Here is a 22540-nt window from a genome sequence, read left to right as displayed (position 1 = left end):
TGGTGATATTGAAGCGGACGATTACCGAATGATGAAAGCGGATGCCGATAAAAAAATAAACAGGCTGGAAGCCAAACTCACAAGTTCGATTACAGACACGCAAAACGTGGAACCCCTGTGGGATAAGGCAATCAGCAATCTATCCAAGCTTAATATTCTCTATCAATCTGGGAATACTATACAGAAAAGAAAGATCATTGGTTCGGTCTTTCCTGAAAATCTGACTTTTGACGGATTTGAATATCGAACCACCCGGGTCAATGAAGCAATCAGGTATATCTCACTGATAGACAAAGACTTAAATGGAAATAAAAATGGGACAAATTCATCATTTTTGAATTTGTCCCATCAAGTGACCCCGGCAGGATTCAAACCTGCAACCCTCAGAGCCGAAATCTGATATTCTATTCAGTTGAACTACGGGGCCATTTTACAATATTTCTTTTAAAAACTCTCTCCCAGAACCAGACTTTAGATATTTCTCATAATATCTAGCTTTTTCACGAGAATCAAAACTTTTAGTTAATACTAATTCCCAAGGTTTAAACCCTTTTGTCGATCTATTCTCCCCTTGGTTATGCTGGTTTAATCTTTTTTCTACATTTTGAGTCAGCCCTTTATAAAGACGTCCATCTTTTAAACTACGCAAAACATAAACATAATACATTTATTTATGAACTTATAACTTGTCCTACCGAAACCTGCCTGCCGGCAGGCAGGTCTGATATTCTATTCAGTTGAACTACGGGGCCTTTTTCAGTTTAAGAAAGGACTGAACACCTTATTTTTTATGCTAACTTCTTTTTTACAATTAAAGAAATAGTTTTTCCATCTGCTTTACCGGCAAGTTCCTGAGAGGCTACTCCCATCACTTTCCCCATATCTTTCATACCATCTGCTCCGGTTTTAGCAATAATCTCCTCTACCTTAGCCTCAATTTCCGCTTCGCTTAACTGCTCTGGTAAGAACTGAGAAATAACTTCAGCCTGTTGCTCTTCCGGCACTGCCAAGTCTTCTCTATTTTGTTCTCTATATACCTGTGCACTGTCTTTACGCTGCTTCACCAACTTCTGTACGATCTTTAACTCCTGATCTTCAGTTAATTCTTGCTGACTATTTTCAGTTTTTGCTAAAAGAATCGCTCCTTTTACCGCTCTTAAAGCCTCCAAAGCTGCTGAATCTTTTGCCTTCATCGCAGCTTTCATTTGAGTCATTACGTCTTTTTCTAAGCTCATCGTAATAAATTTGAAGTGCGAAGATAAAATTTTAAAATCGAAAAAACCACTTAAAATTCTTTCAAAATTAGCTATTTTCAAACTCTAACAAACTACAAGTTTATTATGTATCTAAATATGAAAAGAATCTTGTTTGCCTTCATACTGTTGTTAGGCCTGCAAGTTTCTGCGCAACAACATTTTACTGAAAGCATTTACAAAAACAAAGATCGAAAAACTTTAACCTACGCCGAAAAAGAAGGCCAAAAGCTTTACCTTGATATTTATGAACCAGAAAATTCTTTTAAAAACCGACCTGTTTTTATTTTTATGCATGGGGGCGGTTTTGGCTTTGGGAGCTCCCGTAATGATGATGAAGTGCAATTGGCAAAAACGGCAGCCAGTTATGGCTATGTAGCTGTACAAATTTCGTATCGCCTAACTCGAAAAGATCAGTCTTTTGGTTGCGATTTTGAGGCTGAAGGCAAAATAAATACGTTTAAACTGGCTGCTGAAGATTTTTTGGATGCCGTAAGTTTTATAATCGATAATAAAGAGCAATTTAATATCGACCCTGAAAAAATTATAATCGGCGGTAGTAGTGCTGGTGCTGAAGCGGTTTTAAGCGCTGCTTTTAATCAGGATTTATTATTTAAAGATACCGCTAAATACGATAATATTAATTTTCAGGGAATTTTATCGCTCGCCGGAGCAATTGTCGATAAGCGCTATATCACTAAAGCTAATGTGATACCAAGCATATTTTTCCACGGAATGGCAGACAATGTGGTGCCTTATGCTACGGCACCTCATCATTTTTGTAAAAAAGATGAACCCGGCTATCTAATTTTAGATGGATCCCGCAGCATTGCAGATCGCTTAAAAGAACTGGACACGCCATATATGATATATAGTTTTACCGGAGCCCGTCATGAAATTTCAAGCATTCCTTTTCCTTATTTAAAAGAAGTTTTTCAATATTTTGATGATGTATTTTTGAATAAAGTGCATCAGCAGATAGAAATCGTGAGATAGATCAAATTGTAAATTTATGAGATATTTTTTAATAGCTTTTCTAGCTTTCCTTTTTTCTGGAAACCACTTCTTAATGGCTCAACGTGAAGATCAATTGCTGAATAAAAATTGGAATTTTTCTTTAGACCGTGATCAGGAAATAACAGAAGTTTCTATCCCTCACACCTGGAATGCAAAGGATGCTTTTACAGAAGGTTCCCAATATTATCGTGGCAAAGGCACGTATTCCAGACAGCTAAAAATTCCGAAAAAATGGCAACAAAAAAGCATTTTTCTAAAATTTGAAGGCAGCAACCAGCTTACACGTGTTTTTGTAAACGAGCAACTGCTGGGCGAACATATTGGTGGTTATGCGGGCTTTATTTTTGATATCACCAGCGCCATACATGCTGGTGAAGAGAACATACTACGGGTAGAAGTTGATAATACGCATAACAATGATATTCCTCCTTTAGATGCTGATTTTAATTTTTACGGCGGAATATATCGTGATGTCTCCCTTATCGTTACCGGGCCGGTGCATTTTAATCTCGCCAGTGAATCTTTAGGAAATTTGCTTATTAAAACCCCTGAAGTAAATCTTGAAGAAGCCGAAATTTCGATAGAAAGTACTCTTGTTAATGATGCTAAAACTTCCAAAAAAATTAGCCTGGAACTATCGATTTTCGATCCTACTGGGAAGAAAATAAAAACCCTTAGAAAAATCACCAATTTGGGATCGGGAACGTCTAAAAGCATTCCTATTATGCATCGCATTACTTCGCCACAATTATGGTCGCCAGATCATCCAAATTTATACCGCGTGGAAGCAAAAATCTACGATGCTAAAACCAATATGACACTGGATAAACAAACTTCAAATTTTGGATTACGATGGTTTAGTGTGGATAGCGAAAAGGGTTTTATACTAAATGGGAAGCCCATCAAATTAATAGGAGCCAATCGTCATCAAGACGTTACCGGCCTAGGCAATGCACTACCAAACGATCAGCATCATTCAGATTATAAAACAATCAAAGAAATGGGCGCTAATGTGATACGTACCGCGCATTATCCACAGGATCCCGAAGTTTATAAAACCTGTGACGAGCTTGGATTACTGGTTTGGAGTGAAGTGCCTGTTATTAACGACGTTACCAACAGTGAAGCTTATCATCAAAATGCACTACAAATGCAGCGGGAGCAAATCCTTCAGTTTTATAATCATCCTTCAGTGGTGATTTGGGGTTATATGAATGAGATTTTTATACGGCTCATCTTCAATCCAAAAGAAACCGAAGCAGAAACCCAGGATAAAATACAAACCACTGTCGCTTTGGCTAAAAAACTGGAGATGGAAACCAAGCGACTGGATCCAAATCGATTAACGGTGATGGCCCTTCACGAAAACGAAATTTATAATGAAACCGGAATTGCAGATATCCCGGATGTTATTGGTTGGAATCTTTATTTTGGATGGTATTCTCCCGGCCTCGATAGCTTTGGGAAATTTCTGGACGATCAGCATAGTCGCTATCCTAACCGGCCCTTATTTATTTCTGAATACGGCCCGGGAAGCGATACCAGGCTTCAAACCAACCAGCCCAAACCCTGGGATTATTCTGAAGCTTACCAGCTTAAATTGCATCAAAGTTATATCAACCAGGTAGAAGAACGTGATTTTGTTTTTGGAATGACGGCATGGAATTTTGCGGATTTTGGTTCAGATATCCGTCAGGATTCACGTCCCTTTATTAATCAAAAAGGACTGGTAAATATGGATCGTAGCAAAAAAGATATCTATTACTATTATCAGGCAAGGTTGCTAGAGGAACCATTTATTTATATCGCGGGAGAAAATAATGAAACACGTTATATTCAAAACAAAAAGGATACAGTTGAAGTTGTAGTATTTTCTAATGCGGAAAAGGTACAGTTAAGCACTAAAACTCAAAATTTAGAAGCAGCTGTAAAGAATGGTATTGCACGTTTTTATATGGAATTAACCGAAGGTGAGCATCAACTAATAGCAAAGACAGAAGACCCCAATCCGGTTTCCTTTACTCGTAACCTCAAAGTGAAAAACAGAAGTCACCTGCTTGAAAAACTTCACAAAGAAGCACTTCGTGTAAATGTAGGTACGCACGTATATTTTAAAGATGAAAGCAACAATGATATCTGGATAAGTGACCAGCACTACCAAAAAGGCAGTTTTGGATATGTTGATGGTGAGGTTTATCTCAAAAATGTTGGAAAATTTCAGGGCACAGCTTCTGCTATTTCTGGAACTGAAAATGATCCTTTATACCAAACGATGCGGGAAGGCTTAAGCGCTTATAAATTTGATGTACAAAAAGGCCAGTATAAAATCACCTTATTACTTACCGAACCAGAGTATAATGCGAGCACAGAGAATATTTATAATTTAAATGAAGTTAGAGCAAAAGCGATAGAAGGCTTAAGAAGTTTTGACATCTCGATTAACAATACTCCTTACAAAAAAGATCTGAATCTTGCGCGTGATTATGGTCCACTAAAAGCGGTAAAACTTTCTTTTGAAGCCGAAGCCAGAAATGATGAAGGGATTAATATTCAGTTTTCTCCAAATGCAGGCAAGGCGCTCCTTTCTGGTATTCAAATTGAAAAATTATAATAAAGAATTATAACTAAATACTTCAGTTTTAGAATAGCTTGTAATTATTTTCGGGATAGTAGATTCATTTTTAAACCACTATACAAATAAGCTTATAAATAAAAAAGCTCCTGCCAGGCAGAAGCTTTTTTATTTTCCATATCAATTCAAGATTGATAATAAATCTATTCTTTCAAAATAAAGCTATTTTCAAATTCAGCATCCGAGCTTCCGGCGATAAAAAATTCAAATTCTCCAGGCTCAGCTACATATTCTAAACTACTGTTATAAAACTTCAAATCTTCCGCACTAATTTCAAAAGTTACGGTCTTAGATTCGCCTTTTTTCAGCATAATTTTTTCAAAACCTATGAGCTGCTTCATCGGTGGGGTAATGCTTCTCACTTTATCATGAATGTATAATTGCACCACTTCTTCACCGTCATAATCACCTGTATTTGTAATTGTCGCACTTAAAGTGATAGTTCCATCCATTTTTAATTCATCTGCACTGGCTTTTACATCACTGTACTCAAACTCGGTATAACTTAGCCCATAACCAAAAGGATATAAAGGTGAATTTGGAGTATCTAAAAATTCAGATTTAAACTTTTCGAAACCTTCTACTTCTCCCGGTCTACCGGTTCTTTTCATTGCATAGTACACTGGTACCTGCCCGACATTTCGTGGCCACGATGCGGTAATTTTTCCTGAAGGATTATAATCTCCGAAAATAACATCTGCAATAGCATTTCCTGCTTCAACACCAGGATGCCAAACCTGAAGAATATCGATATTCATTTCTGACTCCTCTGAAATATTTAGAGGACGGCCACTCATTAAAACCAGTGCCATTGGCTTACCGGTTTTAGCTAATTCTCTAATCAGTTTTTTCTGACTTTCAGGAATCAACAAATTGGTTCTACTCGCTGCTTCACCACTCATCTCAGTCGCTTCACCAACAACGGCAACGATTACATCCGATTTTTTAGCTACTTTCAAGGCTTCTTCCAACATTTTTTCTGGAGAAGTTTCGCTTATCTCAGCACGCGGTCCAAATACATTGATATTTTCAGCTAATTGCGCATCATCTGTAATATTCGCGCCCTGGGCATAAGTCACTTTTGCTTTTGGTGCTACATTTTTAACACCTTGTAGAACAGGAACAGAAAGTTGTGGATTACCTGTTGGCGCCCATGTTCCTAACATATTATTCTTATTATTCGCTAAAGGACCGATAAGAGCAATTTTAGCATTTTTCTTAAGTGGAAAAACACCGGCATCTTTCTTTAACAACACAAAAGAATGCGCCGCTACTTTTCTGGAAAAAGTCCTGTTTTCTTCAGAAAGAATATCCCTTTCAGGTCGGCTTTCATCTAAATATTTATAAGGATCATCAAAAAGACCAAGCTTATATTTTGCTTCTAAAATTCGGCGTGCGGCAGTTGTAATTTCTGCTTCGGTAACTTTTCCTTCATCCAAGGATTTTTTAAGGGTTTTTAAATAACCTTCACCAACCATATCCATGTCTAAGCCGGCTTTTAATGCCAAAGCTGAAACGGCCTGAAGATCTCCCATACCATGAGCAATCATTTCGTTTAAAGAGGTATAATCTGAAGTTACAAAACCTTTAAACCCCCAGCGGTCACGAAGTAAATCGGTTAATAACCATTTATTTCCTGTTGCCGGCACACCATCTACATCGTTAAAAGAACTCATTACACTTTCTGCCCCGGCATCGATAGCGGCTTTGTAAGGTGGCAGATATTCATTAAACATTTTTACCCTACTCATATCTGTCGTATTATAGTCACGACCAGCTTCTGAAGCTCCGTATAATGCAAAATGCTTTACGGTTGCAATCATGGTATTTTCTTTAGCAAGATCATCACCCTGATAGCCCTCTACCATGGCTTTTGCGATTTGAGAACCTAAATAAGGATCTTCTCCTGCGCCTTCAGCAATTCTTCCCCATCTTGGATCGCGAGCGATATCTACCATTGGTGAAAAGTTCCAGTTTATCCCGTCTGCGGTAGCTTCCTGAGCAGCAATTTCAGCAGTTTTTTTAATCATTTCCATATCCCAGCTTGCTGCAGTTCCTAACGGAATTGGAAATGTGGTTTTATAGCCATGGATCACATCAGAACCGATAAGCAATGGAATTCCCATTCGCGTATCATTCACGGCATAATCCTGGGCTACTCTAATCTTTTCGGGACCGGAAACACCAAACAGTCCGCCTACTTCACCATTTTTAATTTTTTGTTGCACATTATCGCTCACCACTGCACCAGTAGCAACACCTCCACCGGGAGTAAGCAGGTTAAGCTGACCAATCTTTTCTTCAATGGTCATTTTCGCTAAAACCTCATCGACTTTAGCATCCATTTTAGACTTATCTGTTTGCGCCTGAAGGTTTTTTGTTGGGGCAAAAAAGCATCCTGTGATTAGCGAAAATGTGATTAAACTTTTCTTTATCATGTATATATATTTAGGGTTGAACTAACTGTTATTCTATAGGCTTGCCACGCATTCTTTCGAAATTTTTGTAAGCATTTTCTATACTCTTTTCTGAAGCCTGCTCAAATTCTTTTTCGGTAACATTATAATACTGCTGAACAGAATCCAGTTTTTGCTTCATCATTTTAATTTCTTCCTGATATTTGGGATTATCAATCAGGTTATTTTTTTCGTTTGGATCTTCCTGAAGATCATAAAATTCCCAGGCATCATTATCATCATAAAAGTGCATGATCTTATAACGATCTGTTTTAATTCCGTAATGACGTTTTACCATGTGAAAGGCCGGCCAATCATAATAATGATAGTAAATCGCATCACGATCCAGTTCCTTTTTATTTCCGTAAACCACTTCTTTAAAAGAGATTCCCTGCATATCTTTTGGAATTTCAATTCCTGCTACCTCTAAAAACGTAGGTGCAAAATCAAGATTTTGGGTCATGACATTTACTTCAGATTGCTGCGGAATTTTCCCAGGAAGCTGCATTAGTAAAGGCATTCTAAATGAAGGCTCGTACATAAATCGTTTATCAAACCATCCATTTTCACCTAAATAAAAGCCTTGATCTGAAGTATACACTACCAGTGTATTTTCATCTAATCCCTGGGCTTCCAGATAATCTAAAATCTTCCCAACACCCTCATCTACAGAAGCTATGGTTGCCATATAATCTTTTAAATAACGCTGCCCTTTATATCTGGCCAAAGCTTCCCCATGTAAATCCTGTTCCCAAAACGCATCATTTTCCGGTCGGTAAGCTGCATTCCATTGTTTACGCTGCTCGGCAGTCATACGATCAAAATCGTTTGTCCATGGATTACTTGCTAACTCATCTGTACCTTTAGCCCTGCTCATTTTAAGATCATGACCTTCGTACATATCTTTATAGATCGTCATAAGCTGTTCTTCCGCTGCTTCCTGGTTTTCAAAATTCGGGAAATAAGAATCTGGCAAAGGAAACTGAATAGAATCATACTTATTCACGTGGCGTAGCGCCGGCATCCAGTTACGATGTGGTGCTTTATGTTGTACCATTAAGAAAAAGGGCTTTGATGTATCGCGTTGTTTTAACCAATTCAAGGAATAGTCTGTGATCAAATCTGTTGCGTAACCTTCAACTCTGGCGGTATCATTTTCGGTAATAAAATCGGGATTATAATATTTCCCCTGATCCTCTAAAATTTTCCAGTAATCAAAACCGGCAGGTTTTCCAGACAAATGCCATTTCCCGATCACAGCCGTTTGGTAACCATTATTTCTAAAGATTTTAGGCATGGTTTGCTGGGTATTATCAAACTGCTCTCCATTCATCCTAAATCCGTTTTCATGGCTATGCTTGCCGGTTAAGATAACTGCTCTACTAGGTCCACAAAGGGAATTTGTATTATAGTTTTGGCGAAAAATCGCTCCGTTTTTAGCCAGTCGGTCGATATTAGGAGTTGGTGCCAGTTTTCCAATCTCACTTCCGTAAGCGCTAATGGCTTTAACAGCATGATCATCGGCCATAATGAAGACGATATTAGGCTTTTTAGCAGCCGAATTTTCTTCACCAGTAGTTTTCTTTTCTTCTTTACAGGAAAAAAAGCTGATCAGAATAACAAAATATAAGCACTTTAGTTTCATCATTTCTGTTTTTTCTGACTTAGTAACCAAGAATACAATTCGGGATTGTTATAGGTTTCTGTCCAGCTGTTGTGATTCGCAAAAGAATAAATAGTAAATTTTACATTTTCGTTTCCTATTTGTCTTAACGCCATCACCATTTTATTGCTGTTCTCTGGTAAGACTACATTATCCATCGCACCATGAAATACCCAAATAGGCATGTTTCTAAGGTGTTGCGCATTACGGTAAATTGGCCTGTAAATCGCACCACATACAGGGGCCATCGCTGCAAAAAGTTCTGGGTACTTACCACCGGTTGCCCAGGTACCGTAGCCGCCCATACTTAAACCAGTTAGATATACACGGTTTGGATCGATTCGTTCTTCTTTAATAATTTTCTTTACCAATGCAGCAACTTCATCGGGTTGCCAGTAGGTTTCAGCTGGACATTGCGGAGCTAAAATGACAGCGTCAATCTGGTTACCATCTTCTAAATACTGAAATGGGCCGTTTACTTTTACCTTCTGAAGGTCTGTTCCCCTTTCTCCCGCGCCATGAAGAAATACGATTAAAGGATAATCTTCCTTCGATTTTTTATAGGTTTCAGGTTTATAAAGCAGATATCCCATATCTACAGGAATCTCTACTTTTTCTTTAAACTGATTTTCTGAAATATCTGCAGTTTGTGCTTCCGCCGCAATTCCGAAAAACAGAAAAAATCCTGCCAATACAATATTCGGTATTTTCATATTCAATTTTTTAAAGTTTTCTATAATCGGATTGCCATTCCATTATCTATTGAAATCGAGTTTTTCCAGTCCTTTTTGAACTTCAGGAGCACTCATAAATAAGTCCCAAATAAGTCCGCTTCGATAATTTTCGATCATCACTATGATAGGCCCCTGATCGATCGCTAAATATCTTTCCGCTACCCAATCACCCGCGTCTAAACTAAAAGCATCGTAAAAACCAGCAGGTCCCCAAAGCAAATCATGCTGATCTTCGTAAAAATACCTAATCGCTCTTAAGGATTCTTCTGGCGTATAGGGAATAGAACTTACGGCTGCGGTTGGAGAAACCACTCCACGATCGTCATCTGGTGAATGTGCAGCATAGCCTACACTACCATCTTCATTTTTGGTATAACTGGCGGTTAATCCCCAGCTATTTTCACTATAGGTCTTAGAATTATTAGGATTTTCCTGTGCATATTCATAATTGATCTTGCTATGGTTTACGTTTAAATCCCAATAGTTGGCATAGCGGTCACTAAGTCCTTTAGGATTTAATCCTAAATACGAATAATGTGCCCAAAATAATGGCCCAGCTTTGTCACCAACCGTGTTATATTTTAAAATTAGCGGAATTCCGTATGCTTTTTTATCAGTGGTAATATTACCGCCCCTGGCCCATCCCTGGTGATAAACTTCAGGTTTAATGGCATGTCGTGGAGAACTGGCAGCCATGATATAAGTAATAAGGCATTCGTTGTAGCCTTCAATCATAAAGTTTTTTTCGAATTCATAGTCTGGTGACCAGTGCCAAAAGATTCCGTTTTTATTGTTAGTGTACCAGTCCCAATCAATATTCTGCCACAATTTATCGAATTTAGCAGCTACGGCTTTTTCTTCTTCATTACCATCTTGTAAATACTGGCGCACAACAATAAACCCCTGGGCTAAAAATGAGGTTTCTACAATATCGCCTCCATTATCTTTACTGTCTGAGCCAAATTCTTGGGTACCGGCAGTCCTACCATTGATCCAGTGTGGAAAAGCCCCATGATATTTTGGTGTTTCTTCTAGAAAAGTAGCTATTTTATCTAGTCGCTGTACGGCCTCATCTCTTGGTATAAAGCCTCTTTCTATTCCGGCTATAATGGCCATTAAACCAAATCCAGATCCACCTGTAGTAACGATGTCTGGATCATTTTTTGCGTAATCTCCGTTTGGATGATAGCGCTCCCTGGCCATTCCACTATTAGGTTCAGCAAAATCCCAGAAATATTTTAAAGCTTGTTTCTGAACGGTATCCAGTAAGGCTTCTTCACTCAGTTTATTGGAATCCTGAGTTAATTCTTTTGTTGAGTCTTCTGATTTATTTTTTGAAAAGTCGTTGCATGCGGTAAATGCAAAAACTAAAAAAAGAAGATATATAAGGTGTTTATTTAGATTCATCGGTTAAGCTTGAATTAAAAAAGGTGTTTCAGAAAGCTCCCGAAACACCTTTTCAATAGAATAATTTATTAGTATCCAGGATTTTGTTTTAACAAACCTCCTGAAAGGCTTATTTGATCCTGCGGAATTGGAAAAACTTCGTTTTTACCAGACTGAAAACCGAGAGGACCAAAAACTTCTTGGCCCCTACCCTGGCGAATCACATCAAAAGTTCTATCGAACTCCATGGCTAGTTCCAACCTTCTTTCCTTCCAAATAGTTTGTCTTAATTCTGACTGTGAAGTGGTAGTTATAGCTGGTAATTCTACTCTTGACCTAACTTGGTTCAAACTTTCAAGAGCTGCATTCGCATTTCCTAATTCATTATTAGCTTCAGCATTCATAAGTAATACTTCAGCATAGCGTAGTAAAATTAAGTTTTTATCTAGTGCATTTGCTGCCACTGGACCAAAATACATTTTTTCACTGTAATAAGGATTGGGAGCATTCTCACTAACTACTGCAGTGATATTCGGATCGTCTTCATAAAGATAATTATCATACATTTCTTCCCCACGGAAAATAACTGTCGCATCTTTACGAATTTCGTCTCCTGCAGCATCAAAAGCGTCTACTAAGCTTTGGGATGGTACATCGAAGCCCCAGCCCCATTGTCCTCGTACGCCATGATGCTCGGCCAGGTTATTAATACCTAGATTTTCTGCAGAATTTCCTTGAACTTCGAAAATCGATTCTACTGTATTTTCATGATCTATTCTCCAAAGCTCTTCGTAATTTGGATGCAGTGCAAACTCTCCTGAAGCTATAACCTCATTTGTAAGATTTAATACTTCTTGCCAGTTGCCCTGATACATCTGTGCTTTCGCCAATAGCGTTTGCGCAGCTCCTTTGCCAATCCTTCCTACCTGAGGTGGATTTACTGGTAGAAATTCAGATGCGTAAGTAAGATCTTCTACTATAAAATCGTAAACTTCTTGCTTAGTATTTCTTACCAATAAAGCTTCCTGATCATTAGGGTCGGTATCCTCAGTAATTATGGGTACACCACCAAAAACTCTTACTAATGTGAAATAATGATAAGCTCTAAAGAAACGAAACTCTGCCTCATAGGCAGGTATGCTATTCTCACCCAAATCATTAGCAGGATTATTAACAATATTGATCCCCGTATTTGCTGTGGCAACGCCTTTATAATTAGCTCCCCACAAACCGGCTACGGAAACATCTGTAGCATCATGAGTAAAATTATCTAATTTATTTTTATCTGAGCCAGTATCCCCTGGAGCACTTCCTTTATCCGCATCGTCTGATGGGATACTAAAGACTCCCGAAAAAGAAAAAGAATGCTGACTATAATCTTGTAGATGCGAGTAAGAAGCTACTATTGCCTTATTAACATTGGCTCCCTGAAAATAACCACTTCCAGTAGTAGCCTGCCCCTCTGGTTTTACCTCTAAATAATCATCTGTACACGAAACCACTGTCATCGCAGAAACTACGAAAACAACTTTGGCTAAAATTTTATAATGAGTTCTCAAATTTTTCATAGTTTAATGTTTTTAAAAATCAATATTTAATCCAAGTAAGAACTTACCAGTTGTAGGATAAGCATTTAGTTCTAACCCACTGTCCAATACTCCTCTAGGAAGTTCAGGGTTAAATCCACTGTATTTAGTAAAAGTTAGCGGGTTTTGGGCTACAGCATAAATTCTCAAACGGGATAAATTTATATATTCTACAATTTTATCACTGAAGTTATAACCTAACGTAATATTGTTTACTCTAAGGAAATCACCATCTTCTAAATAATAATCAGATGGAAGTGGTACTTCGTTAAAAGCTCTTGGACCTGCAGAGGCCTCAGTTGGCACTACATTACGTTCTGCAAATAAATCGGCATCGATGTTTTCACCACTAAAGCGCTGTGCTCTTAAACCATTAAATACTTTATTCCCAACATTACCAAATAATGAAGTAGAAAAATCTACTTGCTTATAGGTAAATCCAAGATTAATACCATAATAAAAATCTGGTTGGTACGATCCCATATATTGTCTGTCGGCCTGGGAAATTGTTCCATCACCATTAGTATCTACATATCTAAAATCACCAACAGAAGCAGCAGGCTGTGCACTATTACCTATTTCTTCCTGAGATTCAAAAATACCATCAGTTTTATAAAGCCAAAAAGTTCCTAATTGATTTCCCTCTACAGTTCTGGTAACTATTTTCCCATTTTGTAAATCTCCACTATCAATAAAAGGAGTTGCATTTGCTACAACAGGATTAATTTTGGTAAGTTCATTTTCGTTCTTAGTAATATTGAAACCAATATTATAGCTAAAATCACCGCTTTCTGATTCATCCGACCAATTTAAACCAAATTCTATACCTTTATTTTCAATACTTCCTGCATTGGTTACGAAGTTATCATCACCTGAAGTTTGTGGTAGCGCTAAAGGAAAAAGAATATCTTCAGTAGTCTTCTTATAATAAGTTACTTCCCCTCTCAACTTACCTTGGATTAATCCAAACTCAACACCTAGGTCCAATTCTTTTGTAGTTTCCCATTTAAGGTTTTCATCATATTGCTGAATAGACGATCCTCCAATGGCTACACCAGATGGAAAAGGATATGCTGAAAAATCTATTAGCTGAAGGAATAAACCAGAATTTATACGATCATTTCCTACTAAACCATAACTACCTCTAACTTTTAAATTGCTAATGAAATTTTGATTGCTGAAGAAATTTTCATTATCAATATTCCAAGCAACACCAAAAGATGGGTAGTATTTTATACGCTGAGATTCTGCAAATTTTGATGACCCTTCTCTACGTATGGTGGCGTTAAAAACATAGCGTTTATCAAAATTATATAGTAATCGCGAGAAATAAGCAAGACGCGTGGACTTGTCACCACTATTTTCAACTTTTTGTCCTTCTTGCTCTCCAACATTCAAATACAAAAGATTATCCGATGGTGGCACTCCTCTTCTTGAACCTTGTAAAAACTCTGAAGAGAAACGCTCTGCTGTTAATCCTAATGTTAGATTTATATCATGCTTTCCAAACTTCTTATCGAAAGTTAAAAAGTTATCCCAGTTAAAACGCTCTTCATCTACATCGCGAACAGTTAATTGCTGATTTTGATTATTTATCTGGACTCCACTTTCATTTTCCACATTATAGCTTGCACCATAAGATCTAATCTTTTGTCTTAAAACATTAACCCCTAAACTAGAGCGGAAAGACAACCAATCTACAACATCAAGCTCCCCCCAAACATTACCAAGAATCCTAACCTGCTCATTTACAGATTGATTATTCTCAATTTCTGCTATTGGATTTCCAACATTATTTAAGTTAGTAGTTTGATAATTACCCTGAGCATTTCTTACTGATAAAAAAGGTGCTTGTTTATATGCACTAGTAAAAGCACCGTAAGGAACACCATCTATTGCATAAGCCGATGTTGAAGGCGCAAAACCTCTCTCTCTAGCCAAGCTCAAATTGTGCCCTATACGCAAATTTTCATCGAGGTGATATGTATTATTTAAACGAACTGTTAAACGCTCGTATTTATTATTTTTTAAAATTCCCTCTTCATCCATATAATTGGTAGAAACAAAATAATCGATATCGTCTTTACTCCCTGAAACAGATAAATTATAGTTCTGGAAAAATCCATCTCTTGTAATTTCATCCATCCAGTTGGTCGTCTTTAAATTACCAATTTCAGCTTCACTAAAAGCCGGATCATTGCCTCCTCTTACTAAAGCCTCATTGGTATATCTTGCGTATTCCTGAGCATTAGCCATATCTACTCCATTTACAAGAGTATTTATACCCGTCTTAGTGGAAAGAGAGATGTTCATTTTTCCCTTACCTGATTTCGTGGTGATTAAAACGACACCATTTGCCCCTCTCGCACCATAAATGGCCGTTGAAGAAGCGTCTTTTAAAACGTCAAAACTTTCGATGTCTGAGTTTGCTATACCACTGATATCTTGTGTAATTACACCATCAACAACATATAATGGATCTGCACCTCCAAGAACAGAAATCGACCCTCTAATCCTTACATTACCCACGGATCCTGGCGATCCGTCATTGATTACCTGAACTCCGGCAAGTTTACCTTGAGCGGCCTGCAGTGCTGAAGTCGTTGGTGAGTCATTGATTTCTTCTCCTTTAAGGTTACTTATAGTTCCCGCAAGATCACGAGATTCAGCCTTACCATAACCAATAACAACGACCTCGCTCAATGCGGCAGCTTCTTCCTGCAATGTAATGTTGTATTCATTTGAAGAACCAACAGTAATCTCTTTAGGTTGAAACCCTAAAAAGGTAACCTTAAAAATATCGCCTTCTTCAACACCTTCTAACGTGTAATTACCGTCGAAATCTGTTACGGTAAAAATTTCTTTACCCTGAACTTTTAATTGTGCACCAGGTAAAGGTACCGCGGTACTATCGGAAACAGTACCACTAATAGTTTTGGTCTCTTGTGCCATACCTATATAGGATAGAAGCATGACAAAAACAGTAATTAATTTAAATTTCATACAGTTTAGTATTTACTTAATTTTAGCGAAATATACAGGTAGATTGTATTTTAACGCAAACGATATAGTACACATCCTATACATCAATTAAAAAGAAGATTTAAAAAACTTATTATCAGTTATTTAAAAAATATTTGAAGTAAAATAAAATACCGTAAAAATGACTATGATGTAGTATTGATGTAGTACTAAATTCTAAGAAATGACGGTTTTTTTTAAAATTTTAGAATTTCTTAATAAGAAAATTTGTCAGATTCTCGGTTTTATCCAAATCCATTTTTTTACGAAGACGGTAACGATGAACTTCCACTCCCCGAACAGAAATCCCCATTAGTGGTGCAATTTCTTTTGAAGTAAGATTCATTCTAAGGTACGAACAAAGTTTTAAATCTTTGCTTGTTAAATTGGGATAGGCATCTAAAACATCTTTGAAAAAATCTTCATGGATTTCATTAAAATTAGTCTCGAATACCTGCCATTCATCTTTGCTTTTTACGGCACCATTAATCTTATTCATAATATGTTTTAAGCGATATTCATTAATTTTGGCTTTATCTTTATTGAGCTCCCCCTGAATTTCCATCAACACTTCATTTTTCTTTGCGGCCATCATGGTAGTGTTAGCAAGTTCTTTTCGTTTCATATCAATTTCATCCATAAGGCGTTCCCGCTCTAAACGGACTATGCGTTCTTTATGCTCTTTTTCAAATTTTTGCTCAATAATCAGTTGATGTTTTTTCAGTCGTCTTCGGTTATACAGAAAAATTAGCCCTACTCCACTAATGAACAATAGCATATAGATTCCCTTCATCCAAAAAGACAAATACCATGGTGGTAATACTGTAAATTCAAATGTTTTAAAGTCTTTGCCATTGGTGCCAAAAGGATATATTTCAAGACTATAATCTCCATAATCTAAGTTCTGAAAAATCAACTCTCCATTTTCTACAATCCCGCTAACGGTATCATTACCCACCAAACGATAAGCGATATTTCTAGAATCTGAAAATGGAAGCCCCAAATCCAAAGTAACCAAACTGGCATGCTTATGTGGAATATTTGGTTTTTCCATCAAGCTATATGTCTTATTTGCATCTTGAAAGCCGGCAACAAAAGGTTCTGCTATAAATAATTGATGCTGTTCTTTCATTAATGCAGCCAGATCTACACGGGCAAAACCATCTTTAAGACATATATAGTAAATAGAGTCTGAAACCGCAGTCATCTGCTCATATCCCTTCACTAAGCGATTTTCAAGACGCCAGGCAGGTAAGCTAAACTCTTGATCCTTTAAATTTGTAAAAAATAGATCATCACTCTGAGTATTTATAAACCAGTACTTACTATCATGCTCTTCAAGAAGTTTAAATCCTTTTAAATCTCGAAGTTCTTCAAAAACTTCGAGACGATCTTTAAATACATTATAGCGGTACCAGTTTTGATTAGAGTACACAGCGATTTGATTGTTAATACTATAAATCTGAGAATTAAAATGTTTCAAGCTATCTAAGCTTGGGACATCCTGTACTCGAACTGCTTTATTGAGTTTCTCTGAAAACTGAACTCTATAAATTCCTTCGTAAGGATGGGCTGCCCATAAAACATTCTCATTCTCAAAAACCATTTTCTTAACCGGGAAGCCTATATTATCAATCTTATAGAACGAAGAATCGGTTACCACACCAATCCCGGTATAAGTACCTACCAAAATCTGATTTTTTGGCGACAATGTGGTATGAAAACTTCCGGTAGAATTGTCCAAAATTTTAAGTTTATTATTTAAAATCTCAAAAGTTGAAGAATTACTATTACTGATAACCTTATCCCCAATCTTCGCCAAATTCCAGGAATGTCCTTCTCCACCTTCTATCAAACGCAATCCCGACTCATCTAAAAAATAAACCCCGGTATTACTAGCCAGGTATATCTTATTTGATTCTTTAATTAAATCGTAAACAGCTCCCAGTTCCCCCGTGGTATTTGTATAAAATTTAATAGGGGAATCTATATCCATTCTGTCTATACCATTATCTAAGCCCAGCCATAATTGACCTTTAAAAACATCTAAAGCCAGAACAGTATTATTTTGCAAGCCGTTGGATCTGTTAAACACCTGGATTCCTTCGTTATTTCTATTCCATTTTAGAAAACCATTTTTTAAAGTTCCGATGATAAGATTCTCATGATCGAGACTTAAAATTTTATTTAATTCAGATTTTTCGATAGCATCATTAAGGTTACCTGGCATTAAATTGAATTCATCATTCTTTTTATCTAAATAAAAAATTTGTTCTCTGGTACCCGCAATTAATTGATCGTTATGGACCTCTAAATCAGCGATAGTATTCCCAGTCAATTTTGAGGAAGGCTCAAAAAATTGTAGTTTATCAGCATGGTTTAAAAAAAAGATTCCATCTCGACCTTTAGCTACCCAAAGCTTATTTTGAAAAACCTTCATCCCTGTAAAAACACCGTTGGAAATTTTGATTATTTTATCCCCATCGTACTTATACAAAGCTCCAAAAGATCGAAAATAAATACTGTCGTTATAGGCCATGATTCCCCAAAACTCCTCGTCCCCTAACGCTATATCCTTAAATAAAGGATTTAAGGAATGATATGAATATCCCCCCATATCATTTCTTTCCCAATACCCGAATTCTCGATAAGATCCTGTAAAAATTTTGCCTTTATAAGCATAGACTGAACGAATAATGGCACCAGAATTTAAACTGAATAATTTCCAGGTCTGTCCGTTAAAAATTAACAGGCCTCTATTGTTTGCAACGTAAATCATACCCGTTTCATCTATAGAAATATCCCAATTTTGGCTGGCAGCATCATAGGCTATAGATGAATAGTTTTGTATAGGTGGATTTAGTTGTTGAGCAGTAGAACAAAAAGAATGAAAAATACTAATTATTAGTACGATACAGCAAATAGTACTTCTAATATAGAAACCATTTGTGCAGGTAAAAAATTTTGCTTTCATACTTCAAAAATACAATATTTTATTACTTCTGAAATCATTCTTATAAAAACTCAAGTTTAATATTGGATTTAATCCGTTTTATAGGAATATTTCCTATTTTTGAAGAAATTGATTTTTGGAATGAATTACGATAGAATAAAAGAAAAACTAGAAATTCTGGCCGATGCTGCAAAATATGATGTCTCTTGCTCAAGTAGTGGCAGCAACCGAAAAAATAAGAATAATGGTCTTGGAGATTCTTCCGGTATGGGTATTTGCCACAGCTATAGCGAAGATGGACGCTGCATTTCACTCTTAAAAATATTACTGACGAATCATTGTATTTATGATTGTGCTTACTGTGTAACTAGAAGAACTAATGATATTAAGCGGGCTGCCTTTAAAGTACAGGAAGTAGTAGACCTGACCATAAATTTTTATCGCCGCAATTATATAGAAGGACTTTTTTTAAGCTCTGGTATTTTTAAAAATGCCGATTATACGATGGAACGTTTAATCAAAGTCGCCAAAAAGCTAAGAGAAGAAGAAAATTTTAATGGCTATATTCATTTAAAATCGATTCCTGGTGCGAGTGATGAACTAATGAGAGAAGCTGGATTATACGCAGATCGCCTAAGCGTTAATATAGAAGTTCCTACAGTATCAGGTTTAAAGCTGCTGGCTCCGGAAAAAAAGCATGAAGATTTCACAAAACCAATGGAGAAGGTTAAAAATGAAATTATTCAGTTTAAGCAAGAAAAAAAGTTTCTAAAAAGTACGCCTAAATATGCTCCGGCCGGGCAAAGCACTCAAATGATCGTAGGAGCCACCGGAGAAAGCGATAGGGATATTATGTACTCTGCCAATTATTATTATAAGCAATATAATATGAAAAGGGTATATTACTCTGGCTACGTTCCCATTTCTACAGATCCAAGGCTTCCTTCTATTACCTCACAGGTACCAATGCTACGGGAAAATAGATTATACCAAACAGATTGGCTATTACGATTTTATGGTTTTGATATTCGGGAATTGCTTAATAACCACCATCCAAACCTTGATTTAGATATCGATCCTAAATTAAGCTGGGCCCTTAGGAATCAGCATTTATTTCCCATCAATATCAATTTAGCAGATAAAACTATGCTGGCCAGAGTGCCTGGTTTAGGAATGCGATCAGTTCATAAAATCATCCAGGCAAGAAAATATAGAAACTTGAATTGGGAACATTTAAAAGCCATTGGTGTCGCTTTAAATCGCGCTAAATACTTTATCGTTTGTAATTCCAGGTTATGGGAGAAGAAAGACTGGACTGCAGATCAGATAAAATCAAAAATATTAAAAACAAGCTCCGGAAAATTCAGGAAAGATTATTCAAACCAATTAAACCTGTTTGAACATGCCGTCTAGAATATTAATATATGATGGTACCTTTAAAGGGCTACTCACTTGCATCTTCCAGATTTATGAGGAACGCTTAAACGATTTCACAATTCATCCGGAAGGGTATAATCAAACCGATTTTTTTGCTAAGCATGAAGTGGTGGTTACAGATTTAGAAAAATCGGCGCGCGTTTTAAAAAGTTTTAAAAATTATACTTCAAAAAAAGCCGTGCATCGTATTTATCGTGCCTTTTTATCTGAAATTCCGGGAGTAGAACTTCTAATTGTTGAATTTTTTAGACATGTTTTTAGGCACAAATCAGACCTTTCTGATGATTTTTCATACCCACCAGTTCTAAAAATCGCTCAAATAGAAAGAAAAGTAGGAAGAGAAAAGCACCGAATGGAAGCTTTTATAAGATTTGAATTGCTAAAAGATGGAATTTTTTTCACAAAAGTTGCCCCAGATTTTAACGTTTTACCCTTAATTTTAAAACATTTTAAGAACAGATATGCCGATCAAAAGTGGGTGATTTATGATGAAAAACGACAATTTGGACTCTTCTACGATCTAAAAAAAGTAGTCACAATCAGCATAAATTTTGAAAAAAAATCAAAAAACAACCCTGATGTTCTACATGAAAACGAAATAAGCTTCCAAAAATTATGGAAATCATATTTTGAATCGACTAACATAAAATCACGTAAAAACACCAAATTGCACCTTCAACATGTACCAAAGCGTTATTGGAAATATTTAACGGAAAAGACTATATTCATGTAATGAAAATTAGTTTACATTTGTTCGTTCAACTAATTAAACATTATAACGATGAAAAAATTATTTTTATTATTTGCTGTAGCAACAATGACGGTTTCTATGTATTCTTGTAGAGAAACTACTGAAGAAAACGCAGAAGAGAACATGGAACAAATGGGTGAAGACGTAGAGAATAGCGTTGATGAAGCTGCTGATGAAACTGAGGAGGCAATGGATAAAGCTGGCGACAAGATCGAAGAAGCAGGTCAGGAAGTTGAAGACGAAGTAGAGAACAACGACGACATGTAATTCTCTCTTCCCTCGGGAAAAAATCTAAAAGCCACTCGTCGTAGTGGCTTTTTTTAGCTTAACATAAAATCAAAAACTAAATAATCATGAAAAAATTAATCTTATCTGTATTTGTTGTAGCATTCGCTTTTACTTTTCAATCGTGTAGAGAATCCACTGGTGAAAAAACAGAAGAAGCTGTAGAAGCCATAGGTGAGGATATCGAAAATAATGTAGAGCAGGCTGGTGAAAAAATAGAAGAAGGCGCTAATAAAGTAAAAGAAGAAGTTGATGAAGAGATTCATGAAACCGATGATGTAAATGGCGAAGAAGCCAATGATGATATATAAATTAGCGAGAGCGAATTATATGCCTGTTATAAATAAAAGAGGCTGCAAATTTTGCAGCCTTTTATTTTTTCCTTTCGATCACATAATTCACCATTAATTCTAAGGATTCTTTATACCGGGATTCTGGATATTCATCAAGTATTTTCAAAGCTTCTTGTTGGAAGAGAATCATTTGCGAACTCGCATATTCCAAACCTCCCTTATCCTTCACAAAAGCAATAACTTCTTTTACCCGTTTCTTATCCTTATTATGATTTTTAACCGAATTGATTATCCAGGCTTTTTCTTTTTTATCGGAATGATTAAGTGCATAAATTAAAGGCAAAGTCATTTTTTGCTCTTTAATATCGATCCCAGTGGGCTTTCCTATCTTTTCTTCGCCATAATCAAAAAGATCGTCTTTGATCTGGAAGGCCATTCCAATAAGCTCACCAAACCGACGCATGTTTTCTACATCACCTGAGTCTGGTTTTACCGATGCAGCCCCCAAACTACAGCAGGCTGCAATAAGCGTAGCTGTTTTTTGACGGATAATATCGTAGTAGACCTCTTCGGTAATATCTAAACGACGAGCCTTTTCTATTTGAAGCAATTCTCCTTCGCTCATCTCTCTCACCGCTACCGAGATAATCTTTAATAAATCGAAATCATTGTTATCGATAGATAGTAAAAGTCCTTTAGAAAGTAAGTAATCCCCAACGAGCACCGCAATCTTATTTTTCCAAAGTGCATTAATACTAAAAAATCCTCTTCTGCGGTTACTATCATCCACAACATCATCATGAACCAGCGTAGCTGTGTGAATAAGTTCGATGACTGAAGCACCTCGATAGGTTCGCTCGTTTACTTTTCCATCTGAAACCATCTTGGCGACCAAAAAGACAAACATAGGTCGCATTTGCTTCCCTTTTCGATTTACGATATAATGGGTAATTCGATTTAAAAGGGCGACTTTAGAAGACATGGATTGGAAGAACTTTTTTTCGAAAAGTTCCATTTCTCTTTCAACCGGAAGTTTTATTTGAGAGATTATCTTCATAAAGTCCGCAAAGATA

At 36.6% G+C, this 22540-nt stretch carries 16 protein-coding genes and 1 tRNA gene; 6 read left to right on the top strand and 11 right to left on the bottom strand.

All coding sequences use genetic code 11. From position 1 onward, the window contains the following. Positions 1-353: 353 nt before the first annotated feature. The 3 genes from AC13DP_RS01795 to AC13DP_RS01785 all read right to left on the bottom strand — a co-directional run bounded on the left by AC13DP_RS01795 (position 354) and on the right by AC13DP_RS01785 (position 1235). Positions 354-427 (bottom strand) — tRNA-Arg (locus AC13DP_RS01795). 3 nt (positions 428-430) lie between these two features. Further along, on the bottom strand, positions 431-667 hold the full coding sequence (locus AC13DP_RS01790) for a GIY-YIG nuclease family protein (protein ID WP_013072899.1): 237 nt from the start codon (positions 665-667) through the stop codon (positions 431-433). A 121-nt stretch (positions 668-788) separates the two neighbouring features. Beyond that, positions 789-1235: a GatB/YqeY domain-containing protein gene (locus AC13DP_RS01785; protein ID WP_041580072.1), complete on the bottom strand. Its 447-nt coding sequence runs from the start codon at positions 1233-1235 to the stop codon at positions 789-791. A 117-nt stretch (positions 1236-1352) separates the two neighbouring features. Between AC13DP_RS01785 and AC13DP_RS01780 the strand changes: the two genes are divergently transcribed. Continuing rightward, positions 1353-2249: an alpha/beta hydrolase family protein gene (locus tag AC13DP_RS01780; RefSeq protein WP_483067211.1), complete on the top strand. Its 897-nt coding sequence runs from the start codon at positions 1353-1355 to the stop codon at positions 2247-2249. 16 nt (positions 2250-2265) lie between these two features. After that, positions 2266-4881: a glycoside hydrolase family 2 TIM barrel-domain containing protein gene (locus AC13DP_RS01775; RefSeq protein WP_483067210.1), complete on the top strand. Its 2616-nt coding sequence runs from the start codon at positions 2266-2268 to the stop codon at positions 4879-4881. A gap of 164 nt (positions 4882-5045) precedes the next feature. On the opposite strand, the gene bglX is transcribed toward AC13DP_RS01775, so the two are convergent. The 7 genes from bglX to AC13DP_RS01740 all read right to left on the bottom strand — a co-directional run bounded on the left by bglX (position 5046) and on the right by AC13DP_RS01740 (position 18722). Continuing rightward, the gene (gene bglX / locus AC13DP_RS01770; protein WP_483067209.1) at positions 5046-7340 is read right to left on the bottom strand and encodes a beta-glucosidase BglX; all 2295 of its coding nucleotides are present in this window, start codon (positions 7338-7340) and stop codon (positions 5046-5048) included. Positions 7341-7368: 28 nt separating this feature from the next. Beyond that, the gene (locus tag AC13DP_RS01765) at positions 7369-9003 is read right to left on the bottom strand and encodes a sulfatase family protein (RefSeq protein WP_013072905.1); all 1635 of its coding nucleotides are present in this window, start codon (positions 9001-9003) and stop codon (positions 7369-7371) included. Further along, positions 9003-9734 (bottom strand): carboxylesterase family protein, encoded by a 732-nt coding sequence (locus AC13DP_RS01760; RefSeq protein ID WP_013072906.1) that lies wholly within the window; start codon positions 9732-9734, stop codon positions 9003-9005. The genes AC13DP_RS01765 and AC13DP_RS01760 overlap by 1 nt, the downstream gene beginning before the upstream one ends. A 42-nt stretch (positions 9735-9776) precedes the next feature. Then, positions 9777-11162 (bottom strand): glucoamylase family protein, encoded by a 1386-nt coding sequence (locus AC13DP_RS01755; protein WP_013072907.1) that lies wholly within the window; start codon positions 11160-11162, stop codon positions 9777-9779. Positions 11163-11230: 68 nt separating this feature from the next. Further along, on the bottom strand, positions 11231-12709 hold the full coding sequence (locus tag AC13DP_RS01750) for a RagB/SusD family nutrient uptake outer membrane protein (protein ID WP_013072908.1): 1479 nt from the start codon (positions 12707-12709) through the stop codon (positions 11231-11233). Between the two features lie 12 nt (positions 12710-12721). Next, complete coding sequence (locus tag AC13DP_RS01745; RefSeq protein WP_013072909.1) at positions 12722-15730, bottom strand: SusC/RagA family TonB-linked outer membrane protein; 3009 nt, start codon at positions 15728-15730, stop codon at positions 12722-12724. A 223-nt stretch (positions 15731-15953) separates the two neighbouring features. Next, on the bottom strand, positions 15954-18722 hold the full coding sequence (locus AC13DP_RS01740) for a sensor/regulator hybrid (RefSeq protein ID WP_013072910.1): 2769 nt from the start codon (positions 18720-18722) through the stop codon (positions 15954-15956). A gap of 120 nt (positions 18723-18842) precedes the next feature. Here AC13DP_RS01740 and AC13DP_RS01735 point away from each other — a divergent pair, with 120 nt between their 5' ends. From AC13DP_RS01735 to AC13DP_RS01720, 4 genes are all read left to right on the top strand, one after another. Beyond that, positions 18843-20114 (top strand): putative DNA modification/repair radical SAM protein, encoded by a 1272-nt coding sequence (locus AC13DP_RS01735; protein ID WP_041579035.1) that lies wholly within the window; start codon positions 18843-18845, stop codon positions 20112-20114. After that, positions 20104-20871 carry a TIGR03915 family putative DNA repair protein gene (locus tag AC13DP_RS01730; RefSeq protein ID WP_013072912.1) on the top strand — a complete coding sequence of 256 codons (768 nt, stop codon included), beginning with the start codon at positions 20104-20106 and terminating at the stop codon, positions 20869-20871. The genes AC13DP_RS01735 and AC13DP_RS01730 overlap by 11 nt, the downstream gene beginning before the upstream one ends. 84 nt (positions 20872-20955) lie before the next feature. Next, entirely contained in the window at positions 20956-21156 is a 201-nt protein-coding gene (locus AC13DP_RS01725; protein WP_273300085.1) for a hypothetical protein, read from the top strand. An 86-nt stretch (positions 21157-21242) separates the two neighbouring features. After that, positions 21243-21485, top strand: coding sequence for a hypothetical protein (locus tag AC13DP_RS01720; protein ID WP_013072914.1), 243 nt, complete (start codon positions 21243-21245; stop codon positions 21483-21485). A gap of 61 nt (positions 21486-21546) precedes the next feature. Here the strand turns inward: AC13DP_RS01720 and AC13DP_RS01715 are convergent, their stop codons facing one another. After that, the gene (locus AC13DP_RS01715) at positions 21547-22524 is read right to left on the bottom strand and encodes a polyprenyl synthetase family protein (RefSeq protein ID WP_041579036.1); all 978 of its coding nucleotides are present in this window, start codon (positions 22522-22524) and stop codon (positions 21547-21549) included. Positions 22525-22540 lie beyond the last annotated feature (16 nt).

It is taken from the genome of Zunongwangia sp. L-65 (assembly GCF_056859415.1).
Note: the sequence above shows the minus strand (reverse complement) of the source record. Positions and strands in the feature narration are given on the sequence as shown.